This window comes from Legionella taurinensis, assembly GCF_900452865.1.
Taxonomy (GTDB): Bacteria; Pseudomonadota; Gammaproteobacteria; order Legionellales; family Legionellaceae; genus Legionella_C; species Legionella_C taurinensis.
In genome coordinates, this window is sequence record NZ_UGOZ01000001.1 from 1,193,872 (window position 1) to 1,220,818 (window position 26,947).

The window sequence follows — 26,947 nt, forward strand, 5'->3', positions numbered from 1 at the left end:
GAATTCATTTTAAGGATAAAAACATGTTCACACGCGCCATCGTTCGCCAGCCGGCCAAAAGCCTCGTGCATGGACTCACTTCCGCTAACCTGGGTCACCCGGATTACGAGTTGGCGCTTGCACAACATCAACATTACGTGGAGATGTTGCGTGCCTGTGACCTTGAGGTGACGGTCTTGCCCCCGGCGGACGAATTTCCGGATTCCTGTTTCATTGAAGATCCCGCGCTGCTCACTAACCATGGCGCCATTTTAACCCGTCCGGGTGCGTTGTCGCGTATAGGCGAGGTGGTATTGAATCGCGAGGCGATTGCCGCGTTTTACGGAGAGAATATCAAGGAAATCACTGCGCCAGGGACTCTAGATGCGGGGGATGTGCTGCGTGTGGACAACCATTTTTATATCGGTTTGTCTAAAAGAACCAATCAGGAAGGGGCCAAGCAGCTTATCCACATCCTGACGCATTACGAATACACCGCTTCCGTGGTCCCTCTGAAGGAGGCGCTTCACTTGAAAACAGGCATCAGTTACCTGGATAAGGGCAATTTACTGGTGAGCGGCGAGTTTATTAATCACCCGGAATTCAGACTGTTGCAGCAGCATGTCATTGATGAAGAGGAAAGCTATGCAGCCAATTGCCTTTTAATCAATGACATTGTCCTCATGCCCGCTGGCTTTCCAAAAACCAGACACCTCATCAGCAGCCTTGGCTACGACATCATTGAAGTCGATGTCAGCGAATTCCGCAAACTGGATGGCGGCTTAAGCTGTTTGTCGCTGCGGTTTTGAATGGCCTACTACTATAAACAACGGACGGATATAAGTGGGCATTACCAGTCATAATTTAAAATTATGATTAAAATGTGGTCTTAATTGTGGGTATCACCACATGTTAAATTCTAGATTATACTATTCTGGTATAGCTTAACCGGTATTAACGGGCGTGAGGCAGCAGGTAGTCGCCTCATTGTTTAACTATCGATTTCTGATCAGAGAAGTCGGGCTGTATAAAATTTGGATAGTAATGGAAATACTAACGGATTTAAAAGCCATTCTTCATTCGAAACGTGCCAATATTTATTATTTGGAAAAATGCCGCATTATGCAAAAAGATGGGCGCGTTTTGTATCTAACAGAGGCAAAGCAAGAAAATCAATACTGGAATATTCCCATTGCTAATACTACCTGTTTATTACTGGGGACTGGAACATCGATTACACAGGCCGCAATGCGGATGCTTGCCCAGGCGGGTGTCTTGATTGGATTTTGTGGGGGTGGCGGTACTCCCTTATTGATGGCAAGCGAGGTGGAGTGGCTTACCCCCCAAAGTGAGTACCGCCCCACGGAATACATGCAGGGATGGATGAAATTCTGGTTTGATGACAGAAAGCGCCTTTATGGTGCAAAGCAATTCCAAATTGCGCGTATCGCCTTTCTGAAAAATTCCTGGAGAAAAAGTCGTGAACTTCAGATTGAAGGCTTTAATCCTGATGATTTACAGCAGGAACTGTTGATTTGTGAAACAAAAATCAATAGCGCAGAAGATGTCAATCAATTACTTCAAGGCGAGGCAGAGTTAACAAAAAAACTTTACCAATATGCTGCAAACCGAACTCAATACGGTAAATTTGGCCGTGAGCGCGAAGGTACGGATAAAGCAAACCTATTTTTAAATCATGGAAATTATCTTGCTTATGGACTTGCAGCAACCACGCTTTGGGTTCTGGGAATTCCTCACGGTTTCGCGGTTTTGCATGGAAAAACACGACGGGGAGCATTAGTGTTTGACGTGGCTGATTTGATTAAGGATGCTCTCATTCTCCCTTGGGCTTTTATCTGTGCAAAGGAAAACAGCAGTGAGCAGGATTTTCGTCAGGTGTGTTTACAGGTTTTCATTGATCATAATGCATTAGACTATCTGTTTAATCAAGTTAAAGCGCTGGCTTTAAACAACCGTTGGGAAACTGAACCTAACGGAGAATTATCATGATGGTGGTGTTCGTTTCCCAATGCGAGAAGAAAGCCTTGGCTAGAACTCGTCGTGTCCTGGATGCTTTTGCCGATCGTATTGGTGATAACACGTGGCAAACAATAATTACCCAGGAGGGATTGCTTGCAGTTAAGAAACTGTTGCGTAAAACGGCCAGTAAAAATACGGCAGTGAGTTGTCATTGGATAAGGGCAAGGTCGAGAACGGAACTGGTATGGATTGTAGGAAATAAAAACAAATTTGATCGTGAAGGCAGAGTACCTGTAAACCGAACCTCTAATAATCAGGTTTACCGGGATGACTTACTGGATTGGCATTTGCTGCCTGTTATTCGGTCGCTTACCTGCCTGGCGGCATTATTTCATGATTGGGGTAAGGCGAACGCCCGCTTTCAGCAAAAATTAAATAAAAATTATAAAGGCTTGCAAGCAGACAGGTTACGCCATGAATGGGTATCATGCTTATTGTTTAAGGCATTGATTTTAAATGGAGATAATCCTACCTCAGACACCGATTGGTTAACAAAACTAAAAGAAGGCTTAATAGATGAACAAATCATTAAGGAAACACTTAAAGGGGGGTTGAAAAAGCCCTTGGCTGATTTGCCGAATATTGCCAAATTAGTTGCCTGGTTAATTGTTACTCATCATAAATTACCGGTTAATCCAAATAATCTCTTTAATGGAAGTAAATGTCATAGTCTGGATGGGTTACTTAGTCTCATTGATCAACGGTGGGGTTATGAAAATAATACCATGGATGAGTTAAGGGTTTGTTTAGAATTTCCTCACGGATTATTAACTCAGTCCAATAAATGGTTGTCGCAACTCAGACGTTGGTCAGCCAAACTGCTGGATTTTCAGGAAATTATTTCACAAAGTATAAACGATGGTAGTTATCGGCTACTGTTGCATCATGCCCGCCTGTGTTTAATGTTAGGCGATCATTATTTTTCATCGTTGACGATTGATCAAACCCGTCACTGGCAGCACACAACGGAATTGATTGCCAATACTCAAAAGGACAAATCGCCCAAGCAGGCTCTGGATCAGCACTTGGTTGGTGTCTACGAAAGTGCCAGAGATGTGATAGGAAAACTACCCATTATAGAAAATGGCCTGGAATCCAGTTTCAATACGGCTGAATTAAAAAAGAAAAGTACCGGGGCCTACGCCTGGCAAGATAATGCAGCCAGAAAAATCCGTGATTGGCGTAAGGAGCAGAACGATATCAAAAAGGGTTTTTTTGCAGTGAATATCGCTAGCACTGGTTCCGGTAAAACATTTGCAAATGCCAAAGTGATGATGGCACTTTCCGAGGATGGTGATAGTCTTCGGTACGTCCTTGCTCTGGGCTTGCGCACACTCACATTACAAACAGGCGATGAATATCGCGAACGTATATTCAAAAAAAGTGATGGCTCGGATCTGGCCGTATTAATTGGCTCTAAAGCCATTGCCGATCTGCACTACCAGAACAAACAGGAACAGATACAGGAAAATGAACAAGGTTCAGAATCCATCGAGCCTCTGCTGGCTACTTCGGATGAAATTTTATATCAGGGCGAGATGCCTGAAGACGGTTTAACAACAATCTTGAGAAGAGATAAAGACCGACAGATGTTATACGCGCCTGTTCTGGTATGTACTATCGATCACATCATAGCGGCAACAGAGACAACGCGAGGAGGGCGGTATATTTTGCCTGCGTTACGATTACTATCCTCCGATTTGGTAATTGATGAGGTGGATGATTTTACTGGCAGTGATTTAATCGCTATCGGTCGGTTGATTCATCTGGCCGGTATGCTGGGGCGCAAGGTGATGATTTCTTCAGCCACTATTCCGCCCGCAATGGCTGAAGGTTATTTTAATGCGTACCGCGAGGGATGGATGCTTTACTGTAAAACCCGCAATGCAAGTCCTGTTATTGGCTGCGCTTGGATTGATGAATTTTCCACACAGGTTGAAGAGATTGATACCCTGGAGCATGCCGTAAGGGAGTTTCGTAAAATTCATGATCAATATATCGATAAACGAGTTGAAAATTTAAGCAAATTATTGCCGAAACGAAGAGCAATAGTAATTAATTGCGAACAGGCGATGCACGCCAATGATGAGCCCGTCATGAGAAATAAACGAGAAGTTTGGTTTAATCGAATCATTCAAGCCGCCCTTCACCTGCATGAACAACACCACACAATTGATAAAAAAACAGGTTTACATGTTTCTTTTGGGGTCCTGCGTATGGCCAATATTCAACCCTGCATTAACTTGTCTCTTTATCTATTAGATTATGTTTGGCCTTTAAACACTGAAGCAAGAATCATGGCTTATCACAGTAGGCAAGTATTATTGCTACGTCATGAACAGGAAAAGCACCTTGATCACGTTTTAAAACGTAAAGAGCAAAAAGATGAACAACCACGCGCTTTTTACGATCTGACAATTCGAAATCACCTCGATACCATTGCTGCCAATAACTCCGCCGTAGCGAATGTTTTATTTATTCTTGTCGCTACACCAGTAGAAGAAGTTGGGCGGGATCATGATTTTGACTGGGCGGTTATAGAACCTTCGTCCTACCGTTCGATTATTCAATTGGCGGGACGCGTCAAACGCCATCGTGATGGCGAGGTCAACCAGTCCAATATCAACATTCTTCAGTATAACTGGAGAACAATTAAATATGGGGATGAAGAAAGAAAACCGCGTTTCTACTTACCGGGCTATGAGCCTGTTCCTCAACAGCGTCAAGGCAACAAATTATGTAATGAAAAAGACGACTGCTTAAAAAGTCATGATCTTTTCAAAATAGTCGATACCCATTTAATAAATAATCGGCTTGATTCTGTTCCAAGAATTCAAGAGCGGCCAAAGGACAGTAAAACGCCGATGGCATTATTTGAGCATGCCGTAATTGACAGCCAATTAACTTGCTATGCAGGAGAGGGGCCGGAAACGTTGCAGGGGTACATAACCCGTTATTGGGGCCTTACCGCTTTACCGCAATTCCTTAACCCTTTTCGTAAAGCGATGAACAATGTCAAGTTATATCGGGCAACCAATGCGCAAGGTGAAACCTGGTTTACTGAGCGTGATTCAAGGGGCGATTTCAGTTACACCACTCCCGGCGAATTGGTGCGTCGGGATGATGCCTATCGGATCACAACGGTGTCGTTGTCGTCTGCGCAAACACTACGACTCTGGCTGCCCCGTGATTATGTTCAATTGTTGCGGGAACAGATTGAAAGGCAAGAAACGACTTTGCATAAAGCGGTAAGTCTCTATGGTGAACTGAGTTTGGATTTTTATGAATATAACGTTAATAGTGAGTATGAGTATAACGATCAATTAGGTTTATATAAAAAGGAGAGCAATCATGCTTGATCCGGCAATTGCCGCTTTTTTTTCTGAACGAAAAGAGGGATGGCTTAAAAAGAAAATGAAAGCTGGAATAGAAGCATCGGAAGAAGCAGCAATAAGACAAGAGTGTGAAGAGCTCTTTGGGCTTGAAAATTGGTTGCCAAGAGCAGCAAAGCGTATACAACAAATATCAATTTCAACTCATCCCTGTACATTTTCTCATCCCAGCTCGAGAAAAAATAAGAATGGTTACGTCACTGCTATTATTGCTAAGGCACCCTGGGAGGCAGATGGTTATCTTCGAACAGGAAATACTCCTGCTGAATTAGATGCGCTTGGAAATGCAGCAGTGCTGGATGTTTTCAAGTTTCTTTCAATAATGACTGACAATGGCATGACAGTTATTGATCACATTCGGCAAGATACTGAATGGGCAAAGGCCTTGCTTAATATAAAAGCAGAAAGCCATGAGAATCTGAGAAACGATTTTATCTCAATATTGTCATCCAATGAGACGATGATTACTAGTTCTAAAATTAAACAGGTTTATTTTCCAATTGGGGATGATTATCATCTTTTATCTATTTTGCATAACTCGAGTTTGATATTTAAACTGCGTGATCGGATCGATGCATTGAGATTTTCAGATACTGTTAAAAAAGGGCGGGAACTTAGACGAAGCAATAGTTATCATGAGTCTGGGTTTAAAGAAATCTATAATATAGTAACCATTGGTTATGGTGGCACAAAGCCACAGAATATTAGTGTATTAAACAATCAGTACGGTGGTAAATCACATCTTTTATTATCAATTCCTCCTTTGCTTGAGCAGCATGAAGTAAAGTTCCCTACTCAGGACTTTTTCAGACAGACATTGCGCTTTTCTGATTGCAAAGAAATTCTACAACGGCTCGACAATGTATTCAAAATTGAAAGGGATGGAGTAATTTCTTTAGAAAAAATCCGAAAGGGCCGAGACCGCTGTCTCGGTGAGCTTCTGGATGTAATCCTACAAAAAATGATGGCATTGCGGGAAGTCTCCGCCAACCAATTTCGGGAAGAGTCCAGTAAATTGCTTGCTTGGCAAAAAATATGGCTTTGCGAGCAATATACAAAAGAAAGAACGGATGATTGGCTTGATACGCTCTGCGATAAAATTGTGACCTGGATAGAAAACGCCTACAGGAATGCTATTAAGCATTCCATTTTATTAGGAGAGGCAGAGAGACAGTACATCAAGACTTACATTGATGAAAACAGGGAGGTATTGAGATGAACACTAACCTGATTTTATTACCTCATATACAGATTCAAAATGCCAATGCCTTATCCAGCCCGTTCACCATTGGCTTCCCAGCCATGACTGCCTGGCTAGGTGCTGTGCACGCGCTACAACGAAAATTGAATAAAAACATGTTCCCGGTGACGTTCTCAGCAGTTGGTGTCGTTGTACATCGCTTTAAACTACAGATTTACAAAGGGCCGAAGGATTTTGTGTATTCCATCATAGGAACAGGAAATCCATTGGAACCAAAATCTGAAAAAGACAAACCTAAAGGTAATGCCGTGCGGCCCTCCTTTATCGAAGAGGCTCGATGTCATTTAGAGGCTAGTCTTTTAATTGAGTATGAAGGGATAGAAGCCCAGGATGAACAGCCCATGCTTGAGCTATTGCATCAGTTGGTGCTTGGACAATTTAAACTGGCTGGGGGAGATATTCTGGAATGCAGAGCACCTGAAATTGTTAGAAACTTTAACAAAGCGAAAGGCCGTTTAATGCCAGGTTATGCCCTAATTGAGCGACGGGATTTAATGAAGATGGCTATGGAGCAAGGTCAGGATCCCATGGATGCATTACTTGATTACCTGGCAATCCATCATACCTGCACTAAAGACATTATAAATGGGAAGGAACATGTCAATTGGCAACGCAAACGTAAGTCAAGGGGGTGGATTGTACCAATTGCCACAGGATTTCATGGAATCAGTGAATTGGCAAATGCACTCAATCAACGTGATGCAGGGACTCCTCACCGTTTTGCTGAAAGCGTTGTTACTTTGGGCGAATTTAAAATGCCCTATCGTCTGGAGTCGCCGAATGATCTACTTTGGCGCTACCACGTAGAACCTGAAAAAAATCTTTATCTTTGTATTCAACAAAAAGCAGAATCAGAACTCGACAATCATGACTATTAATCAAGGAGGATGGCTATGGCTAAGAAAGAAAACACCGCATCTGTGTTAGCGTTTGAAAAAAAATTAATCCCCTCTGATGGGTATATGCATGGTTGCCAATGGGAAAACAGAAGCAAAGCCAGTCCGCTTCAACTCATTGAAAAATCGGTAAGGGGAACCATCTCAAACCGTCTTAAGCCGGCGTTGCAAAACGATCCGGTGGCACTTAATAACGAAGTTGAGAAGCCAAATCTCCAAACGGTTGATGTTTGCTCATTAGGTTCAGAACAAGATACGCTTCAGCTCCATTTCACACTTAAAGTTTTAGGAGGATTGAATCATCCCTCGGCCTGTAATAACGCTCTTTTTAAACAGAGTTATCAGCAAGCCGTGAGCCATTATCTGGAAGAAAAGGGGATGAAGGAGCTGGCGAGGCGTTATGCACTTAATATCGCCAATGCCCGATTTTTATGGCGTAATCGCTTTGGGGCTGAAAAAATCCTGGTGGAAGTTAAAGCGTTGAATAAAAATTCAAATCAAAAGTGGATTTTTAATGCGTTGGAGTTTAATCCCCGTGTGATGGAAACAACGAGCAGTGACGTTGAGAGTCTCGCCAGTGAGATTGCTGCTGCATTAGCCAGTGAGGATGATTTTTTGATAATTGATATTAACTGCTACGCAAAGGTTGGTAAAGCCCAGGATGTATATCCCAGTGAAGAATTGGTTTTGGATAAGGGGAAAGGCGAAAAAAGTAAAGTACTTTACCAGGTTGATGGAATTGCGGCCATGCATTCACAAAAAATTGGTAATGCCTTACGAACTATTGATACCTGGTACCCAGAATACAGTAACCCAGTGACATCTGCGGGACCAATCGCTATTGAGCCCTATGGTGCAGTCACAAATTTGGGTAAAGCATTCAGAACGCCCACAGAAAAACAGGATTTCTATACTTTTTTTGATCGATGGGCCCGCGGTGAAAAATTACCAAGAGTAGAGGATGAACATTATGTCATGGCTGTTTTGGTCAGGGGCGGTGTTTTTGGTGAGAGCGATAAATAGGGGAAGAGTATGGATCACTACCAAGATATTATTATTTTTTGCGAACCAGAATTTCCAATGCCAGTGCTTATGAATGCGCTTTATAGCCAATTCCATAAAGCACTATGCGATCTTCATTCGACCTCTATTGGCGTCAGTTTTCCAAAGTACGACAAAACCTTGGGAAATATTTTGCGCCTTCATGGTAACCAAATAGCCTTGCAGGGATTACAAAATTTGAATTGGATCGGTGGGATGAAGGGTTACTGTGTAGAAAATCCAATTCTGTCTGTCCCTGTTTGTACAAAGTTCCGCACGGTTTATCGCAAGCAACCGACTAAGAGTCAATCCAAATTAAGAAGGTTAATAGAGCGCAGATCATTAACCGAGGCTCAAATTGATCAATACGAAGCAAGCAGGATTGCAAATTTTTTGGATAGTGCTTATTTCCAATTGGTAAGTGGCTCTAATGGAAAAAAACACCGACGATACATTGTGCTGGGTAAAATACTCGATCAGCCTGTGCCCGGGGAGTTTGATCGGTTTGGTCTTTCTAAAACCGCCACTATTCCGTGGTTTAGCGAAGATTTACCATGATAATACTTTGATCAGTTAAAAATGGGGGGATTACCGTATAAATCAGGCCATCATTTAGCCCTGTCATACCTTTAATTTTTGCTCTTTAAAAATTTCTAATAAATTCAATAGATTAAATCTGTGAGGAAAAGCATTGGGTAATTGAAGAATTTTTCATTAGGTTATTGTTGTTACTCGGTTTGTGTGTTTATTTGTTCGGTTCACTGCCGCACAGGCAGCTTAGAAAGCCAGTGGGAGGCCATTCATGGTAATCATTCCGTTCACTGCCGCACAGGCAGCTTAGAAACGCACCTTTGGTTCGCTCCCCGGCTTTTGATAGTTCACTGCCGCACAGGCAGCTTAGAAAAGTAGTCCAATCGAGATGATCGCCAGGGATCAGTTCACTGCCGCACAGGCAGCTTAGAAATTCTACGGTTTTGTTGTCGATGCCCGTTAGTTGTTCACTGCCGCACAGGCAGCTTAGAAATAGGGCGTGTGGCCGCGGAGGCGCGACATGCAGTTCACTGCCGCACAGGCAGCTTAGAAAACGCTCATCCCCATCTAGCCACACTACAATTTGTTCACTGCCGCACAGGCAGCTTAGAAACAAACATAATTTTAATTGTGAGACGATTTAGTTGTTCACTGCCGCACAGGCAGCTTAGAAATTGCTATTGAGCATGGGGTAATATACTATGAAGTTCACTGCCGCACAGGCAGCTTAGAAATAGTCGACTCTATTCTACCCCCGTATACAAAAGTTCACTGCCGCACAGGCAGCTTAGAAAACCAGTTGTAGGGAAGCATTAATGCTGCGCAAGTTCACTGCCGCACAGGCAGCTTAGAAATCGAAATGGCCAAAAAACTACAAAACGAATACATTCACTGCCGCACAGGCAGCTTAGAAACTCTATTTCAATGACGAGGCAATAAACAATGCGTTCACTGCCGCACAGGCAGCTTAGAAATTTTGTTTCGCTACGCTAGAAGATGGATTATCGTTCACTGCCGCACAGGCAGCTTAGAAATTAGAGCTATACGTGCCAAAACAGAAATGTTTGTTCACTGCCGCACAGGCAGCTTAGAAAAGCCAATGACACGTGTTCCTCGACCTTTCACAGTTCACTGCCGCACAGGCAGCTTAGAAATGCTTGGATCAACGTCATAACGTACAAATCAAGTTCACTGCCGCACAGGCAGCTTAGAAATTAGAGGTTAATATGAAGAAATTAATATTATGGTTCACTGCCGCACAGGCAGCTTAGAAACACGTATGCGCATGTTTAATGGCCTTATGTCTGTTCACTGCCGCACAGGCAGCTTAGAAAAAAACAAAAACCCAATTGTTACGCATCCCCAAGTTCACTGCCGCACAGGCAGCTTAGAAATCTGCAAACACCCGGCGGCAGAGTTTTTCCTCGTTCACTGCCGCACAGGCAGCTTAGAAACCAGAACGATAACCGGCTTGATGCGCGTAAGCTGTTCACTGCCGCACAGGCAGCTTAGAAAATGTTTTGCCACGTATGACGATGGGTATAAATGTTCACTGCCGCACAGGCAGCTTAGAAAAAACTAATTATACAGCTCACGATGACGTCAGCGTTCACTGCCGCACAGGCAGCTTAGAAATCTAAGAAATGACAACAATTGCTTATAAAGACGTTCACTGCCGCACAGGCAGCTTAGAAATACATCAACAGGATGGCTTTCCAAGAATTTTAGTTCACTGCCGCACAGGCAGCTTAGAAAGTGCAACCTGAATATCTTCCGTGCTCACATTCGTTCACTGCCGCACAGGCAGCTTAGAAAATTAGGAATTCGTTATTCAGTAGCCGAGCATTGTTCACTGCCGCACAGGCAGCTTAGAAAAATACATGAAAGGGCGTGTCCTAGATGATGAAGTTCACTGCCGCACAGGCAGCTTAGAAATAGATATTTCATTGCTGCAACAATACGGTCACGTTCACTGCCGCACAGGCAGCTTAGAAACGTATCCAATTTAATAGAGAGGACCTCTAAGAGTTCACTGCCGCACAGGCAGCTTAGAAAATCAATGTCTTCATACATGCCGGCATTGTTTAGTTCACTGCCGCACAGGCAGCTTAGAAAATTTTGTTGTATTCCAGCATGTAGTTGATTGCGTTCACTGCCGCACAGGCAGCTTAGAAACTAAACGCCAGGGGCACATTAAAGTTAAAGTAGTTCACTGCCGCACAGGCAGCTTAGAAAAATTGCCCCGCAGCCTGCCGCCGACATAACCTGTTCACTGCCGCACAGGCAGCTTAGAAATATATTTTTGATGGGTGTAAGCTATAGTTATTGTTCACTGCCGCACAGGCAGCTTAGAAAGCCGAATACGATCACTATGCGCGCGCCTTGCGGTTCACTGCCGCACAGGCAGCTTAGAAAGCGGGAACTTCGGGGACTACCACGTTATCAATGTTCACTGCCGCACAGGCAGCTTAGAAAAATGACTACCTTGAGGTGAGGTATTAATTATGGTTCACTGCCGCACAGGCAGCTTAGAAAATAGACCAAAACTGTCCCATGTTGGCATATCCGTTCACTGCCGCACAGGCAGCTTAGAAATCATACTGTAGATACTCACTTCCGGTCATCTTGTTCACTGCCGCACAGGCAGCTTAGAAAAATACCTTTTCCACGGTCCTCTAAAACTTAGAGTTCACTGCCGCACAGGCAGCTTAGAAAAGTAGTCCAATCCAGATGATCACCGGGGATCAGTTCACTGCCGCACAGGCAGCTTAGAAATGAACTTTTGCTCCCCCACCTTGGTTTGGGTAGTTCACTGCCGCACAGGCAGCTTAGAAATACAACTGGTGGCTCCAAGCTTGCATGAACATGTTCACTGCCGCACAGGCAGCTTAGAAAAAGCCCGCTGGGCATTGTTGCATGATGCAAGCGTTCACTGCCGCACAGGCAGCTTAGAAATCCAATACAGCCTGAATTTAGAGATGATAGGGGTTCACTGCCGCACAGGCAGCTTAGAAAAAAAGCTTGATAGAAAAGCCTATTACGACACAGTTCACTGCCGCACAGGCAGCTTAGAAAATACAGCGGTGATCAAACAGCCGCTAGTTTATTGTTCACTGCCGCACAGGCAGCTTAGAAACCGTTTTAATCGGCGGTTATCAATACAGGGAATAGTTCACTGCCGCACAGGCAGCTTAGAAAATCAAGATAAATGCCGTTTTTCCAATTTGTCCGTTCACTGCCGCACAGGCAGCTTAGAAACAAAGTTTCGCGCGCGTGCGCGGGTGTTGTATGTTCACTGCCGCACAGGCAGCTTAGAAACTTAAAATCGCAATGCCTTTGTCTTGGCAATAGTTCACTGCCGCACAGGCAGCTTAGAAATCTTTGAATGCTGGCTTGTTATCGATGATTTTGTTCACTGCCGCACAGGCAGCTTAGAAATTTCAACTGATGCCAACAAAGACGTAGTGAGGGTTCACTGCCGCACAGGCAGCTTAGAAAATTATGCCTTGGAGAGGGTAAAATTAAAACACGTTCACTGCCGCACAGGCAGCTTAGAAATAAGCCAAAAACCCCTGATTCAAACGGAAAAAGTTCACTGCCGCACAGGCAGCTTAGAAAAGCCGCATGCTGCAATTAAAAGCCAGAAACTTGTTCACTGCCGCACAGGCAGCTTAGAAAACCACCCAATCATTGTTAACAGAGCCAATAAACGTTCACTGCCGCACAGGCAGCTTAGAAATAGGTCAAATTGAAATGCTCGACGCTATGGATGTTCACTGCCGCACAGGCAGCTTAGAAAAGTGTTCCCGCTTAAGCATCTGCCCCACCTTCGTTCACTGCCGCACAGGCAGCTTAGAAAACAACTCCGATAAGTCGATAGTAGATTTGGTTGTTCACTGCCGCACAGGCAGCTTAGAAAAATATCTTATAAATGGAATACTTAGGGTGAATGTTCACTGCCGCACAGGCAGCTTAGAAACACGATGTCCGGCGACCCGACACTAATAAAAGAGTTCACTGCCGCACAGGCAGCTTAGAAATTAAACGCGCTTATCTCGTCGTTTATATCTTTGTTCACTGCCGCACAGGCAGCTTAGAAATAACTCCACCGAACCTGACAAAGAGAGGTCTAGTTCACTGCCGCACAGGCAGCTTAGAAACTTGTCTTCGCAGGCGTGCGCTACGCGATAGAGTTCACTGCCGCACAGGCAGCTTAGAAACGACGCTGTATTTGTCAGAAGACGACTCAATAGGTTCACTGCCGCACAGGCAGCTTAGAAATTGAAGAGAAAGTCGGCGATATTTCCCTTAAGTGTTCACTGCCGCACAGGCAGCTTAGAAAATAACGCTCGCCCCATTTCTTTTGCTGATCTTGTTCACTGCCGCACAGGCAGCTTAGAAAAACATACCGTCACCCCAAAGGCAAGGACGGCCGTTCACTGCCGCACAGGCAGCTTAGAAATTTATCGGAAATTGCGCCAGACTTATTCCAAGGTTCACTGCCGCACAGGCAGCTTAGAAATTCTTGCATTAAGAGGTTGTATACTGCCCAACGTTCACTGCCGCACAGGCAGCTTAGAAATATTTGTGTTTCGCTCTTTTATTTTCTAGCAGGTTCACTGCCGCACAGGCAGCTTAGAAAAGATACCTGGTTTTTATTCAGTTTACCGAATAGTTCACTGCCGCACAGGCAGCTTAGAAATGCCCAGGCATCGCATTAACTTGCTCGAGATAGTTCACTGCCGCACAGGCAGCTTAGAAAGATAGGATCACCAGCCGAACCTTCAGCGTCTGGTTCACTGCCGCACAGGCAGCTTAGAAATCCTGTCCATAATTATTAAAGCACAGCTAAAAGTTCACTGCCGCACAGGCAGCTTAGAAAAGCAATCCCTTTGCTGTATTCATATCTCGTCCGTTCACTGCCGCACAGGCAGCTTAGAAATCTCGCAAAAAGGGCATCTTTTGTTTTCATCCGTTCACTGCCGCACAGGCAGCTTAGAAAAATATACAAAGATGATCAAGTCGGCGGCATTCGTTCACTGCCGCACAGGCAGCTTAGAAATATTATCTTGTTCAGACGTTGAAAAGTTCCAGGTTCACTGCCGCACAGGCAGCTTAGAAATTATCAAAAGCCATCGCATCACGTTGCCTTAGGTTCACTGCCGCACAGGCAGCTTAGAAAATACATATATGGCGATCACCAAATTTTTATTTGTTCACTGCCGCACAGGCAGCTTAGAAATTACAATTAGTTCGCATTCGCCGTCTAATTTAGTTCACTGCCGCACAGGCAGCTTAGAAAAAAATCGGGTAGAGGCCATAAGGAAGGGCTTGGTTCACTGCCGCACAGGCAGCTTAGAAAACTACCTTAAAAAATATAATCCTGAATTGTTTGTTCACTGCCGCACAGGCAGCTTAGAAAATCATGCCGGGCCAGTTGATCTTTAAATCGTTCGTTCACTGCCGCACAGGCAGCTTAGAAAAAAACATAGAGCCACTGCCAATCGAGTCTTTGATTCACTGCCGTATAGGCAGCAACAAGAATAAAAAAGTGTTTTCAAAAAACAAGAAGCTAAAGGAATAACTCGATCGGTAGTATCTACCCCTACCCCCATCTATGCCAACCGAATCCCTCGACGCGCCATGTGCCTTTGCATCAGAAAAGCAGTAAACCCCATCAGCGCGCCAAGAGCGACAGCGATGACGCCTACCCAGAGGTAATAATACTGGTAAATGGGGAGCGTTTGCTCCGCTGATTTAACAGCTTCGGGGATATCAACCCAGCCTGCCAATTGTCCGGAAATGGCATTGGACAGCGAGCTTGCAAGGTACCAGACGCCCATGGCAAAGGCGATGTTTCGTCCATCGCAATAAAGGCCGATCATGCTTAAGCCGATGGCGCTCACCCATAATTCGGCCAAGGTAATCAGCATGTAGGTAAGCGCAATGTAATTCCCTTCGACATAGCCCTCGACAGCCTGCTGTGAGGCAAAGGCCATGATCAGCAGCGCCAGACCGGACAGGAGCGTTCCTGCTGCGAATTGATAAGGGATGGTAAACCGCGGAAACAGGCGGTAAAACCGGGGTAATTGCGAGCCAAGCACAATAATGAGCAGCGGATTTAAAATTTGATATTGCGCCGGAAGAATGGTTAAGCCGAACAGGTTGAGGTTGGAGTTGCTTTTGGCAAAAAGCACCAGGGTACTGTTCATCTGATTGTAAATAATAAAAAAGACAACCGCTTCAACGATGAGCAATAACGCAATCAGTTGTCGGTTGCGGCTCTCGCCGGATAAGGCGAACGTTTTAATGAGGAACCAGGCAATCCCGGCCGCGCAGCCTGAACCGATGACCAGGCTTGCAATCTGGACATGGGAATAGGCCAGCAGGGTAAAGGCATAAATGGCCGCGAGGTAAGCGCCCAGACGATAACGTGTTTTGGCGGTCATCGGTTGCTGGTCTTTGCCCCAGATGACATTGTCATAAAGGGAATAGCGCCTGGCAAAATTAAGCGCCGCAATGGATTTGCCAATGAAGGTGACAGCCAGGACCGACAGGGGGCCGTAGGCGCTGTCCAGTAAAGCCGGAGCCAGTATCGTGGCGAGCAGGGCGCCGACATTGATGGCCATGTAGTAAAAGGTCATGGCCGCTTTGGCTTCAATGGCATCGTCTTCATAAATACGGGAAACGAGACCGGAGGCGGTCCCCAATAACAGGGAGTTGGTTGCCGGAATGAAAGCATAGGCAGCGATAAACAGTTTATCGCCAAACCCGTTTAAGCTTAAACCGCTTAACATGACCAGCAGATAGGCTAAAGCCAGCATGATGCTGCCATAAAGAATGGCACGCCTTACTCCAAGCACCTGATCCGCCATAAAACCGCCCAGAACCGGCATGAGGTAACTGGTTGCCTGAGTGATGCCAATAAAGGCGTAGGCTTTGGCATGACTGTAACCCAAACCATGCGCCAGAAGGGGACGGGTTAAAAATAAAACGAGGACCGTGTTTAAGGCATAAACCGAAAACTGACTCCAGAAGGTGATCATCACGATGTTATTGGTTTGCAGTTGGCGGGTATCCCAGACGGGCAGTTGTTTTTTTATGGCTTCTAAAAACACGTCGACTCCTTGTCTTTATGCGTAACAGCGATTATTTCTTGGCGAGGATCACATCAATAATATGGGTGTCATGGTAGGGAAAAGTAAAGATCCTGTCGAATAATCGCTTCAGGCGCGCCACTAAAAAATTTTTAGGCAGCATGCGCAACGACAGGGTATTTAAAAACCAGGTTCCCTCAATGCCAAAAAGGGCCAGTTCATCAATGTTATTGAGCGTCACCGGAATATGAAGGCGCTGATGCTTAACCACTTTAAACTGATGCTGGGCGAACACATGCATTAATTCATCCAGCCCGCTGGCTACCGTGGTGTTTTTTACCATGGTTTTGTAATAATGGCCGACCACGCTGCTTAACATGGTGCCCTGGGCGATGAAATCGGCCAGTTGCTGCTGGGCAATGGGGAAGGATTCATACGTCGTTGTAATTAACGAAAAATAACCATTGGAGCGCGTCAGCAGGTCAGCCTCTGAGAACAGGGTATGGATAGGGATGTAGGCATTGATGAAATGCGCCAGAACCAAATCTTGGCTGTGATGGGGGAGATAATGGCTCGCTTCGGTGGCGCTGGCTTCGATGGTGGTCAGGGGTAGCCTTTTTCGGGCTTCAGTCAGCATTTCGGAGGAAATATCAATCCCGGTATAATGAGCATTGGGAAGGTATTCTCGAAGTTTTTCAAGAAAGGCGCCGTTGCCTACGCCAAAATCAAGAATCTTGTAATTCTCTTTAAAACCCAAATGTTCTTTCTTAATCTGTTCTATTGCCGTTTTATGACTCTCGCTTAAAGAGCCAAAGCGATCAGCTGTAGCGTAGTGACTCGCGATTTCGTTATACATGGCCTTTAAGGACATGTAACCACCCGGTTGTTAAACGTTAAGCCAGTATATAGCCAATTACCCGGCTTTGGCGACTTTTTTCTTTTTTAAATCATTTCACTTCCGCGGGCTAAAATGAAAATCGGTAAATTTTTTTCACGATTGAACTGTTTTTGTTTAATTAAGAGATTTTTTTAATTTTGGGTGCTATGATTCCCGGCCATGTTTATCGATCATAAACATTCAAGAGTACGGATGCTGTATTAAAAGAAAAATAAGTGTACTTGTAACTGTAAAAGTTCAATTTAGATGGGATGAAGAAGATGTTAGCAACGTTATTGCCAAGAATAAAAAACAAAGAAGCAATGATTAGCATTGTAGGACTTGGGTATGTTGGATTGCCCTTGATGCTGCGTTTTGCCGAGGTGGGTTACCGCGTCATTGGGATTGATGTTGATGAGCGTAAAAACCAGGCGATTAACCAAGGCCGTTCCTACATTCAACATATCCCGTCAGAGCAGATTGAGGGTGTAAAAAATTACATCACGGCCACGTCTGATTTTTCGCAGGCCGCCGAAGCGGATGCGATTATTCTCTGCGTACCGACGCCTTTGGATAAATACCGCGAGCCCGATTTAAGCTTCGTGCTGCAGACCATGGATTCTCTCCTGCCTCATCTTCGCGCGGGACAGGTGATTTCACTGGAAAGCACCACGTACCCCGGCACCACCGAAGAGGAATTGAAAACCCGGATTGAAAGCCGCGGGTTTGTGGTGGGCCGCGACATTTTCCTGGTTTATTCCCCTGAGCGTGAAGATCCAGGCAATCAACATTTCACCACCGCGACCATTCCCAAAGTCTGCGGCGGAGATACCGAGGCCTGCCTTGAAGCAGGGCTGGCCTTGTATTCAGGCGTTATCGACAAGGTTGTGCCGGTTTCCTCAACGAAGGTAGCCGAAATGACCAAACTGCTTGAAAACATTCACCGCTCCGTGAACATCGGTTTAGTCAATGAAATGAAAATTCTGGCCGACAAAATGGGTATCGACATTCATGAAGTCATCGATGCCGCCGCCACCAAACCCTTTGGCTTCGTCGCCTATCATCCCGGACCCGGTATTGGCGGCCATTGCATCCCCATCGATCCTTTCTACCTGACCTGGAAGGCGAGGGAGTATGGCCTGCATACCCGATTCATCGAATTGGCTGGGGAAATCAACAGTGCCATGCCTTTGTGGGTTGTGAATAAGGTGGCCGATGCGTTAAATGAACGCTCCAAGGCAATCAAAAACAGTAAAATACTGGTTTTAGGAGCAGCCTATAAACGCAATGTCGATGACATGCGCGAATCACCCTCGCTGGAAATCATTGAATTGCTGCAGGAGAAAGGTGCGCTGGTCAGCTATTCTGATCCGCACGTACCGGCACTGCCGCCCATGCGTCATCACCATCTGGAAATGAAGAGCGTGGATATCACCGCCGAATCCATCAGTCAATACGATTGCGTGGTTTTAGCCACAGCCCATAATGCCTTTGACTATGCCCTGATTGCCGAACACGCGCCGCTGATTGTCGATACGCGCGCGGCATTCAAGACGTTTAAAAGCAATAACATAGTGAGTGCCTGATGATGAAAAAAGCACCCTGGAATATCACGGATCGCAAAATCAACATCGCTTTGGTTGGCTGCGGTCGCATTTCGCGCAACCACCTGCAATCCATTGCCGAACACCGCGATCGCCTGAACCTGACGGCGGTGTGCGATATCGATGCCGAGGCCCTGCAAAAAGCCACCAGCGAATACGGCGTAGACGGCTATCGAAGCCTTGAAGACTTGTTGCAACACACCAATGCCGACATCATTTCACTGTGTACGCCGAGTGGTCTGCACCCGTCTCAGGCCATCCAGATTGCCCGCAGCGGCCGGCATGTGTTGACTGAGAAACCAATGGCCACCCGCTGGCAGGATGGCTTACGCATGGTGAATGCCTGCGATGAAGCCGGCGTCCGCCTGTTTGTTGTGAAACAAAACCGGCGCAATGCCACCCTGCAGCTCTTAAAGAAAGCCATTGACCAGGGGCGTTTTGGTAAGATTTATCTGGCCAATATTAATGTTTTCTGGACGCGGCCACAGGATTATTATGATCAGGCGTCCTGGCGCGGTACCTGGGAATTTGATGGCGGCGCATTCATGAATCAGGCCAGCCATTACATTGATTTAATCCATTGGCTGCTCGGTCCCGTGCAATCGGTTCAGTCCATGATGGGAACGTTAGCCCGCGACATTGAAACCGAGGACACGGGCGTGATGAACATCCGTTGGCGCAGCGGCGCCATGGGGTCTGTCAGCGTGACGATGCTAACCTATCCCAGAAATCTTGAGGGTTCAATCACCGTTCTCGGTGAAAAGGGCACGGTCAGAATTGGCGGTGTGGCCGTCAATGAGATTCAGCAATGGGAATTCGCCGACAGGCAACCCGAGGATGATCAAATCAAGGCCGCCAGCTATCAGACAACGTCCGTGTATGGCTTTGGTCACCCGCTTTATTATGACAATGTGATCAATACCCTGCAGGGCAAAGAAGAACCGGAAACGGATGGCCGTGAAGGGTTAACCTCGCTGGAATTATTAATTGCTGCTTACCGTTCCGCACGCGATGGTTCAACGGTGCATTTACCCCTGGAGTTATAGTATGTCGTATCAGGCTCATGACACTGCCATTATTGATCAGGGTGCCGAGCTGGGTGAAGGCACACGCGTTTGGCATTGGGTTCATGTCTGCGGTGGGGCGCGCATTGGCGAACGTTGCAGCCTTGGCCAGAATGTGTTTGTCGGCAACCGGGTGGTGATTGGCAATAATGTTAAAATACAAAACAACGTGTCCATTTATGACAATGTTACACTGGAAGACGATGTTTTCTGCGGCCCGAGCATGGTATTTACCAACGTGTACAACCCCCGCTCGGCCGTCTCCCGCAAGGACGAATACCGTGACACACTTGTAAAACGGGGTGCGACCTTAGGGGCGAACTGCACAATTGTCTGCGGCGTGACCATCGGCGAGTACGCGTTTGTGGGCGCCGGTGCGGTGGTTAACCAGGATGTACCGGCTTATGCCCTGATGGTCGGGGTTCCGGCCCGGCAAATCGGCTGGATGAGCCGTTTTGGTGAACGGCTTTTGTTCAAAAAAGAAACGGACGGCCTTTCTTATGCCAAATGCCAACAGACGGGCGACATCTATATTCTGACTGAAAACAATACCGTGGCATTGATGGAACAGTAGGACGGGGATTTATTATGATTAAAGTGTGTACGATTGTGGGTGCGCGCCCACAATTCATCAAAGCCGCCGCGGTGTCCAGAATCATCGCGAAACGGGCTGATGTGGATGAAATCATCATCCACACCGGGCAACATTACGATGCCAATATGTCGTCGCAGTTTTTTGACGAGTTATCCATCCCGCAACCGGGCTACCATTTAAACATTGGCTCAGGCAGCCATGGTCATCAAACAGGGCAGATGCTGGCCGCCATTGAAGACGTGTTAATCCGGGAAAAGCCTGACTGGGTTCTGGTTTACGGGGATACCAATTCCACGCTGGCCGGAGCCTTGGCGGCGGCTAAACTTCATATTCCCGTGGCGCATGTCGAAGCGGGACTGCGCTCGTTTAACCGTAAAATGCCCGAAGAGATTAACCGCATCACGGCCGATCACCTCAGTCAATTATTGTTTGCTCCCACAGAAAACGGCAAACAGCAATTACTGAAGGAAGGGATTGACCCCAGACAGATCGTTAATGTCGGCGATGTGATGCTCGATGCGACGCTGTTTTACAATGAACTGAATGCCTCAAGGCAAACCAAAGTCGATGAGTGGCAACTTCTGGCTAAACCGTATGTGTTGGCAACCATTCACCGTGCTGAAAATACCGACAATGAATCACGCTTGCAGAATATCTGCAATGCCCTGATTGAATTGAGCAAAACTTATCGGATTATTCTGCCGCTGCACCCGCGCACCCGTGCTGCCTTGAGCCAGAAAAGCTATTTTACAACGCTGGAAAAACAAGTTTTTCTGACCGAGCCGGTTGGCTATCTCGACATGCTGGCCCTTGAAAAGCATGCGGCCTTTATTGTGACCGATTCCGGTGGCGTGCAGAAAGAAGCCTATTTCAATCAGGTTCCCTGCATCACGCTGCGCGATGAAACGGAGTGGGTCGAGCTGGTGGAGGCGGGCTGGAACCAATTGTGTTCGCCGGATGAGGCGTTTTCGTTACATGATTATGTGGTCCGTGCCAAAACGCTGGTCTTAAAACAATCGGCTGAAAACCTCTACGGTCAGGGGCGCGCCGCTGAACGAATCGTTGAGATTTTAATTGAACACGCCAGCCGGTAACGCAGCGGGCGCTGCCGATTACCTCATTATCGGTGCCGGCATCATGGGCTTGAGTATTGCGCGCGAATTGCTTCATTCAGAGCCCAGAGCAAAAATAGTGGTCCTTGAAAAAGAAGTCGCCGTTGGCTTGCATGCCAGTGGTCGGAACAGCGGTGTGTTGCATTCGGGTATTTATTATCCTCAGGGCAGCCTGAAAGCTCAGGTTTGCCTGCAGGGCGCCCGATTAATGGCCGCGTATTGTGAAGAACATCGATTACCTCTCAATCGTCTGGGTAAAGTGATTCTGCCGGTCAAACCGGACGATCAGGCGGCGCTAACCTTGCTCCATGAGCGTGCCAGGGCCAACGGCGCGCGGGTGCAGATGTTTGATGCTAACGAGCTGCGTGACATCGAACCGGAAGCGTATACCGCGACAGGGCAGGCCCTTTTTTCGCCTGAAACCGCCGTCGTTGATCCGTTAGCCATTGTGCAGCATCTGTATTTCAGTTTAGAAAGGCAGGGGGTTGTTTTTCATTTTAATTGCAAAGGGTTGAGCATTGATACGCAGCGCCAGCAAATCCATACGCAGGCGGGTTGCTTGAGTTATGGTTATTTGTTTAATACCGCCGGATTATTTGCGGATAAGATTGCAGAGCGGTGCGGTCTGGACAAACGGTATGTGCTGTTGCCCTTTAAAGGGTTCTATTACGAGGTGGCTAAACACTCGGATTTAACCCTCAATCATTTGATTTATCCGGTACCGGATATGAATGTGCCGTTTCTCGGCGTTCATTTCACCAAAAGCATTTCGGGCAAAATATACATCGGACCGACAGCCATTCCCGCGTTTGGACGGGAAAATTACCGTGGATGGCAGGGGGCTAATCTGTCGGAATTGCTGAAGACAATGACGCTGTTGGGCCAGCATTATTATGCCAACCGGCAGGGCTTTCGCACTTACACGCATCAGGAAGTCCCCCGCCTTTTTAAATCCCGTTTTTTAAGCGCCGCCCGCAGTCTGGTGCCCAGGCTTAGGTCAAACGATGTCTTGCGCAGCAAGAAGGTGGGTATACGGGCGCAATTGTACGATCAGCAGAAAAAAGAATTGGTGATGGATTTTCTAATCTCCACCACCAAAAATGAAACCCATGTGTTAAATGCGGTGTCGCCCGCATTTACCAGCGCATTCAGTTTTGCCAAAATGGTGGTCAACGAAAAAGAACGCCACCAGGCTGAGTTAATCAAGGAGTCAAGGTGAATATTCGTGGTGCAAAAGTCTTAGTCATCGGCGGGGCCGGTTTTATTGGTGGATTTGTTGTCAGGGAATTGCTTAAAACCGATGTGGCCGAAGTCATCATTTATGATAATTTCACCCGCGGCAAACAGGCCAACATTCAAGACTGCCTGAAGGATCCCCGCTGCCAGGTGTTCCCTTACGGCGGCGATATACGGGAAACGGATGTACTGGATAAGGCATTTGAGGGGGTGGACTACGTTTTTCATCTGGCAGCCATGTGGCTTTTGCATTGCAAGGATTTCCCGCGCACGGCATTTGAGGTGAATGTTGCCGGAACCTTTAATGTGCTGGAAGCCTGTGTCAAGCACAAGGTTAAAAAGCTGATCTATTCCTCCAGCGCATCCGTTTATGGCGATGCGGTGGAGGTGCCGATGACAGAAGAACACCCGTTTAATAACAAGAATTTTTATGGTTCGACCAAAATTTCCGGCGAAGCCATGTGCACTGCCTTTTATGATCGATACGGCTTGCAGGTCATTGGCCTGCGCTACATGAATGTCTATGGTCCAGGCCAGGATCAACATGCCGTTTATTCCGGCGTTATTCCCATCATGCTCAATAAAATCGATGCCAATGAAGCCCCCACCATTAATGGCGATGGCAGTCAGGCTTATGATTTTATCTATGTCGAGGACGTGGCCCGGGCCAACCTCTGTGCGCTTCAATCAGAAACCGCTTATGGTTTTTATAATGTCGGAACAGAAGTGCAAACCACCATTAAGCAATTGTGTGAATTAATTCTTTCGCTGAAACAGTCCAGGCTCATGGTCAATTACAAGCCATACAGCGCGGACGATGCCAGGCAGTTAGTGAAAAATCGAATCGGTTCGGTACAAAAAGCCCGTGAGGAAATTGATTTCCAATACCGCTACGATTTAAAAACAGGGTTGGAAAAATTGATTCACTGGCGAAAGACCGGGCAATTTGAGTTTTCCACTATTCATCAATTACCTGAAGTAGTTTATTAAGATCAAGGAACGTTATGAAATACATACCAATAACCAAAGCGGTATTTGACGATACAGAAAAGTCAGAAATGATTAAGCCACTTGAATCAGGTTGGGTAGTTCAGGGTCCTTATGTTAAACAGTTTGAGCAAATGTTTGCAGAATTTACTCAGAGCAAATACGCCAAAGCTGTAAGTAATTGCACAACAGCATTGCATCTTGCCTTAGTGGCTTTAGGCATAGGGTCTGGCGATAAGGTGGTTGTACCGTCCTTTACTTATGTTGCCTCAGCCAATGCAGTAGAGTATACCGGCGCAGAAGTTGTCTTTTGTGATATTGACTTGAGCACATTCAATATCGATGTCAGGCAATTGGAAGAAATTCTTGCAACCGAAGCCAACATTAAAGCGATTATGCCAATCAATCTCTTTGGCCTGTGTGCTGATCTGCGTGAGATTAATCGCTTGGCTAAACAATATAACGTGGCGGTAGTCGAAGACTCTGCCTGTGGCTTTGATGCCTGGCTAGATGGTCGACATTCAGGTACATTTGCAGAAGTGGGTTGTTTTTCCTTTCATCCACGTAAATCGATAACCACCGGTGAAGGCGGCATGTTAATCACCGATGATGAATCTATTTATCAGAAAGTATCCCAATTGTGCGATCATGGTGCTTCAAAATCGGATTTGCAGCGCCATAGTGAAAAAGGGGGATCCTTGCTGCCTGATTTCACTATGCGCGGTTACAACTACCGTATGACCGATTTCCAGGGCGCCTTGGGCGTTTGTCAGATGAGAAAAGCAAAACAAATCATGGAAGGGCGACGAAATATTGCTCAACAGTACAATGAAGCATTAAAAAACGCAGGTCTGGATTTGCCCTCTGTTGAACAAGGGTATATCCATGGGTATCAATCTTACGTCTGCCTTTTTTCATTGGGGACTGAGCATGCGGATTTAACCATGGATAGAATTAATGCCTTGAATATCAAGCGTAACCATATGATGCAGATTTTGGAAGAAAACGGGATAGCAACACGTCAGGGTACCCATGCTGTCCATACTCTTGATTATTATGCCAAAAGGTATCAATTGCGAGATGAGCAATACATTAATGCTTATGCAGCGGATAGACTAAGTATTGCATTGCCTCTGTATGCTCAAATGACTCCCGAAGAATTTGATTACGTGGTTCATCACCTGAGTGAGGCGATTCAGTGTGTGGCATAACCGGCGTACTTTCGCTTTCTGCTGAACCTATCAACGTCAGTAAAATAAAGGCCATGTGTGATGCCATAGCCCATCGAGGTCCTGATGGTGCGGGGTATTTGTTGGCCCATACGGGAATAAATCACCCGCGTGGTCAACAGTACTACCAGGCCTTTACAGAGAAAAAATTCATCAATGAATCCGGATTAATTCCCTGCATCGATGAACCACAGGCCGAGCATTATGTGCATCAACACCCTTGGAACGTGTTTTTGGGTCATCGGCGCCTCGCTATTCTGGATTTGTCATCGTCGGGTTTTCAGCCCATCTGTGATTTATCAAAGAAAATATGGTTAACCTATAATGGTGAGATTTATAATTTCAAAGAAATCAGAAATGATTTGATTAAACTGGGTTATCAATTTTATTCCAACACCGATTCGGAAGTGGTAGTTAATGCTTATCTGGAATGGGGGATTGAGTGCATCCATAAATTTAATGGAATGTTTGCTTTTGCATTATGGGATAGAAGGCAAAACAAAGTGTTTTTAGCCCGTGATCGATACGGGATAAAGCCGCTGTATTACACGCGAATTGCAGGCAATCAATTTGTTTTTGGCAGTGAAATAAAAGCGATTTTAGCGTATTTAAATGATAAACCTTCGCTTGATTTTGAAGGTTTGTATGAATATTTTACCTTTCAGAATTTTTTTACGTCCAAGACTTTATTCAACAATATTACTTTACTGCCCCCGGGTCATTATTTGGAAATTAGTCTTGATAAAGACAGTAACATTTCGCAAACAGAATATTGGGATTTTAATTTTCGTGAGTCCACCGAAATTAAAAATGAAAATGAGTATGTCGAAGAATTACTTTATTTATTTGAACAAGCGGTTCACCGCCAACTCGTCAGTGATGTAGAAATAGGTAGTTTTTTAAGCGGCGGTATGGACAGTGGTTCCATTACCGCCATTGCATCCCGTCAATTACCCTATATGAAAACTTTTACGGTTGGGTTTGATTTAACGCATGCATCGGGCATGGAATTGGGTTTCGATGAAAGAGCCAAATCGGAGCTCTTATCGTACATCTATAAAACAGAACATTATGAGATGGTGTTAAAATCGGGTGATATGGAGCGTTGCCTGCCAAAATTTGCCTGGCATTTGGAAGAGCCTCGAGTTGGGCAAAGTTATCCTAATTATTATGCGGCAAAGCTAGCAGGAAAATTTGTTAAGGTGGTGTTATCCGGCGCAGGCGGCGACGAGTTGTTTGGTGGTTACCCCTGGCGATATTATCGTGCCGTAAAAAACGATAATTTCACTGATTATGTTGATAAATATTATCAATTCTGGCAAAGACTCGTGCCGAACAGTGAATTAAAACAGCTCTTTTCCCCCATTTGGAATGACGTTTCTCACGTTTGGACGCGTGATATTTTTGAATCCGTATTTAAGCACCACTCTGAAAAGCTGTATAACGCGGAGGATTACATTAATCATTCGTTGTATTTTGAAGCTAAAACCTTTTTACATGGCTTGTTGGTGATTGAAGACAAATTATCAATGGCTCATTCATTAGAAACCAGAGTTCCTTTTCTAGACAATGACCTGGTCGATTTCGCTCAAAAAATTCCAGTGAGTTTCAAATTAAACAATCTCCACGAGGTGTTAAGAGTGGATGAAAACTCTTTGGGAGACAAAGCCAAGAAATATTATCATAAAACAAATGATGGTAAATTAATTCTAAGGAAAGCCTTACAGAAATACATGCCGCAGGACTATCTTACAGCAACGAAACAAGGGTTTTCGGCCCCTGACAATATTTGGTTTAAGGGAGACAGTTTAAAGCTTATTCAACGCAATTTACTCAGTGAGGAAACGATGATTTATCGTTACCTGGATTCTAAAAGTGTAAACCATTTAGTGAATCAGCATTTGGAGGGGCAGGTGAATCGGCGCTTGTTAATCTGGTCACTGCTGAATTTTAACGAATTTATTAAAACGTTTCTTGCTGAATCGCATTAGTTATCAAGAGGTCTT

17 protein-coding genes and 1 CRISPR repeat array are annotated in these 26,947 nt (G+C 45.6%); of the genes, 15 read left to right on the plus strand and 2 right to left on the minus strand.

Annotation, left to right across the window (positions count from 1 at the left end):
• The first annotated feature begins 23 nt into the window (after window positions 1-23).
• The 7 genes from DYE45_RS05640 to cas6f all read left to right on the plus strand — a co-directional run bounded on the left by DYE45_RS05640 (window position 24) and on the right by cas6f (window position 9,167).
• Window positions 24-788, plus strand: coding sequence for a dimethylarginine dimethylaminohydrolase family protein (locus DYE45_RS05640; RefSeq protein ID WP_115300576.1), 765 nt, complete (start codon window positions 24-26; stop codon window positions 786-788).
• A 235-nt stretch (window positions 789-1,023) separates the two neighbouring features.
• Entirely contained in the window at window positions 1,024-1,989 is a 966-nt protein-coding gene (gene cas1f, locus DYE45_RS05645; RefSeq protein ID WP_115300577.1) for a type I-F CRISPR-associated endonuclease Cas1f, read from the plus strand.
• A complete protein-coding gene (gene cas3f, locus DYE45_RS05650) occupies window positions 1,986-5,378 on the plus strand; it encodes a type I-F CRISPR-associated helicase Cas3f (protein WP_115300578.1) in 3,393 nt (1,130 codons plus the stop codon). Before cas1f ends, cas3f begins: the two co-directional genes overlap by 4 nt.
• Complete coding sequence (gene csy1, locus DYE45_RS05655; RefSeq protein ID WP_115300579.1) at window positions 5,371-6,630, plus strand: type I-F CRISPR-associated protein Csy1; 1,260 nt, start codon at window positions 5,371-5,373, stop codon at window positions 6,628-6,630. The genes cas3f and csy1 overlap by 8 nt, the downstream gene beginning before the upstream one ends.
• A complete protein-coding gene (gene csy2 / locus DYE45_RS05660) occupies window positions 6,627-7,550 on the plus strand; it encodes a type I-F CRISPR-associated protein Csy2 (RefSeq protein WP_115300580.1) in 924 nt (307 codons plus the stop codon). The genes csy1 and csy2 overlap by 4 nt, the downstream gene beginning before the upstream one ends.
• A 15-nt stretch (window positions 7,551-7,565) precedes the next feature.
• The gene (gene csy3, locus DYE45_RS05665; RefSeq protein ID WP_115300581.1) at window positions 7,566-8,591 is read left to right on the plus strand and encodes a type I-F CRISPR-associated protein Csy3; all 1,026 of its coding nucleotides are present in this window, start codon (window positions 7,566-7,568) and stop codon (window positions 8,589-8,591) included.
• 9 nt (window positions 8,592-8,600) lie between these two features.
• Complete coding sequence (gene cas6f / locus DYE45_RS05670; protein ID WP_115300582.1) at window positions 8,601-9,167, plus strand: type I-F CRISPR-associated endoribonuclease Cas6/Csy4; 567 nt, start codon at window positions 8,601-8,603, stop codon at window positions 9,165-9,167.
• A 198-nt stretch (window positions 9,168-9,365) separates the two neighbouring features.
• Window positions 9,366-14,623: direct repeats of the CRISPR family, unit length 28 nt; unit sequence GTTCACTGCCGCACAGGCAGCTTAGAAA.
• A 132-nt stretch (window positions 14,624-14,755) separates the two neighbouring features.
• Here the strand turns inward: cas6f and DYE45_RS05675 are convergent.
• Together DYE45_RS05675 and DYE45_RS05680 are read right to left on the minus strand one after the other, a co-directional pair.
• Window positions 14,756-16,258, minus strand: coding sequence for a peptide MFS transporter (locus DYE45_RS05675; RefSeq protein WP_242602686.1), 1,503 nt, complete (start codon window positions 16,256-16,258; stop codon window positions 14,756-14,758).
• 31 nt (window positions 16,259-16,289) lie between these two features.
• Window positions 16,290-17,108, minus strand: coding sequence for a class I SAM-dependent methyltransferase (locus DYE45_RS05680; protein WP_058530754.1), 819 nt, complete (start codon window positions 17,106-17,108; stop codon window positions 16,290-16,292).
• Window positions 17,109-17,395: 287 nt separating this feature from the next.
• Between DYE45_RS05680 and DYE45_RS05685 the strand changes: the two genes are divergently transcribed.
• The 8 genes from DYE45_RS05685 to asnB are packed head-to-tail and all read left to right on the plus strand — an operon-like array spanning window position 17,396 to window position 26,932.
• Window positions 17,396-18,700, plus strand: a complete 1,305-nt coding sequence (locus DYE45_RS05685; RefSeq protein ID WP_058530753.1) for a nucleotide sugar dehydrogenase — start codon at window positions 17,396-17,398, stop codon at window positions 18,698-18,700.
• A complete protein-coding gene (locus tag DYE45_RS05690) occupies window positions 18,700-19,764 on the plus strand; it encodes a Gfo/Idh/MocA family protein (protein WP_272946945.1) in 1,065 nt (354 codons plus the stop codon). The genes DYE45_RS05685 and DYE45_RS05690 overlap by 1 nt, the downstream gene beginning before the upstream one ends.
• Window position 19,765: 1 nt before the next feature.
• A complete protein-coding gene (locus tag DYE45_RS05695) occupies window positions 19,766-20,356 on the plus strand; it encodes an acyltransferase (RefSeq protein WP_058530751.1) in 591 nt (196 codons plus the stop codon).
• A gap of 14 nt (window positions 20,357-20,370) precedes the next feature.
• Window positions 20,371-21,471, plus strand: a complete 1,101-nt coding sequence (gene wecB, locus DYE45_RS05700) for a non-hydrolyzing UDP-N-acetylglucosamine 2-epimerase (RefSeq protein ID WP_174703686.1) — start codon at window positions 20,371-20,373, stop codon at window positions 21,469-21,471.
• Complete coding sequence (gene lhgD, locus DYE45_RS05705; protein ID WP_115300583.1) at window positions 21,452-22,708, plus strand: L-2-hydroxyglutarate dehydrogenase; 1,257 nt, start codon at window positions 21,452-21,454, stop codon at window positions 22,706-22,708. The genes wecB and lhgD overlap by 20 nt, the downstream gene beginning before the upstream one ends.
• Window positions 22,705-23,715, plus strand: coding sequence for an NAD-dependent epimerase/dehydratase family protein (locus DYE45_RS05710; RefSeq protein ID WP_115300584.1), 1,011 nt, complete (start codon window positions 22,705-22,707; stop codon window positions 23,713-23,715). Before lhgD ends, DYE45_RS05710 begins: the two co-directional genes overlap by 4 nt.
• A gap of 14 nt (window positions 23,716-23,729) precedes the next feature.
• Complete coding sequence (locus DYE45_RS05715; protein ID WP_108293525.1) at window positions 23,730-24,923, plus strand: DegT/DnrJ/EryC1/StrS family aminotransferase; 1,194 nt, start codon at window positions 23,730-23,732, stop codon at window positions 24,921-24,923.
• Window positions 24,911-26,932: an asparagine synthase (glutamine-hydrolyzing) gene (gene asnB, locus DYE45_RS05720; RefSeq protein ID WP_108293527.1), complete on the plus strand. Its 2,022-nt coding sequence runs from the start codon at window positions 24,911-24,913 to the stop codon at window positions 26,930-26,932. The genes DYE45_RS05715 and asnB overlap by 13 nt, the downstream gene beginning before the upstream one ends.
• The last annotated feature ends 15 nt before the right edge of the window (window positions 26,933-26,947 follow it).

What these genes read in the sequence shown, in the direction of transcription:
- cas6f (WP_115300582.1), top strand. Translation starts at nt 8,601, where the DNA reads ATGGATCACTACCAAGATATTATTATTTTTTGCGAACCAGAATTTCCA.
- DYE45_RS05695 (WP_058530751.1), top strand. Translation starts at nt 19,766, where the DNA reads ATGTCGTATCAGGCTCATGACACTGCCATTATTGATCAGGGTGCCGAG.
- wecB (WP_174703686.1), top strand. Translation starts at nt 20,371, where the DNA reads ATGATTAAAGTGTGTACGATTGTGGGTGCGCGCCCACAATTCATCAAA.
- csy3 (WP_115300581.1), top strand. Translation starts at nt 7,566, where the DNA reads ATGGCTAAGAAAGAAAACACCGCATCTGTGTTAGCGTTTGAAAAAAAA.
- DYE45_RS05690 (WP_272946945.1), top strand. Translation starts at nt 18,700, where the DNA reads ATGATGAAAAAAGCACCCTGGAATATCACGGATCGCAAAATCAACATC.
- cas3f (WP_115300578.1), top strand. Translation starts at nt 1,986, where the DNA reads ATGATGGTGGTGTTCGTTTCCCAATGCGAGAAGAAAGCCTTGGCTAGA.
- DYE45_RS05680 (WP_058530754.1), bottom strand. Translation starts at nt 17,108, where the DNA reads ATGTCCTTAAAGGCCATGTATAACGAAATCGCGAGTCACTACGCTACA.
- DYE45_RS05685 (WP_058530753.1), top strand. Translation starts at nt 17,396, where the DNA reads ATGTTAGCAACGTTATTGCCAAGAATAAAAAACAAAGAAGCAATGATT.
- DYE45_RS05640 (WP_115300576.1), top strand. Translation starts at nt 24, where the DNA reads ATGTTCACACGCGCCATCGTTCGCCAGCCGGCCAAAAGCCTCGTGCAT.
- cas1f (WP_115300577.1), top strand. Translation starts at nt 1,024, where the DNA reads ATGGAAATACTAACGGATTTAAAAGCCATTCTTCATTCGAAACGTGCC.
- DYE45_RS05715 (WP_108293525.1), top strand. Translation starts at nt 23,730, where the DNA reads ATGAAATACATACCAATAACCAAAGCGGTATTTGACGATACAGAAAAG.
- csy2 (WP_115300580.1), top strand. Translation starts at nt 6,627, where the DNA reads ATGAACACTAACCTGATTTTATTACCTCATATACAGATTCAAAATGCC.
- csy1 (WP_115300579.1), top strand. Translation starts at nt 5,371, where the DNA reads ATGCTTGATCCGGCAATTGCCGCTTTTTTTTCTGAACGAAAAGAGGGA.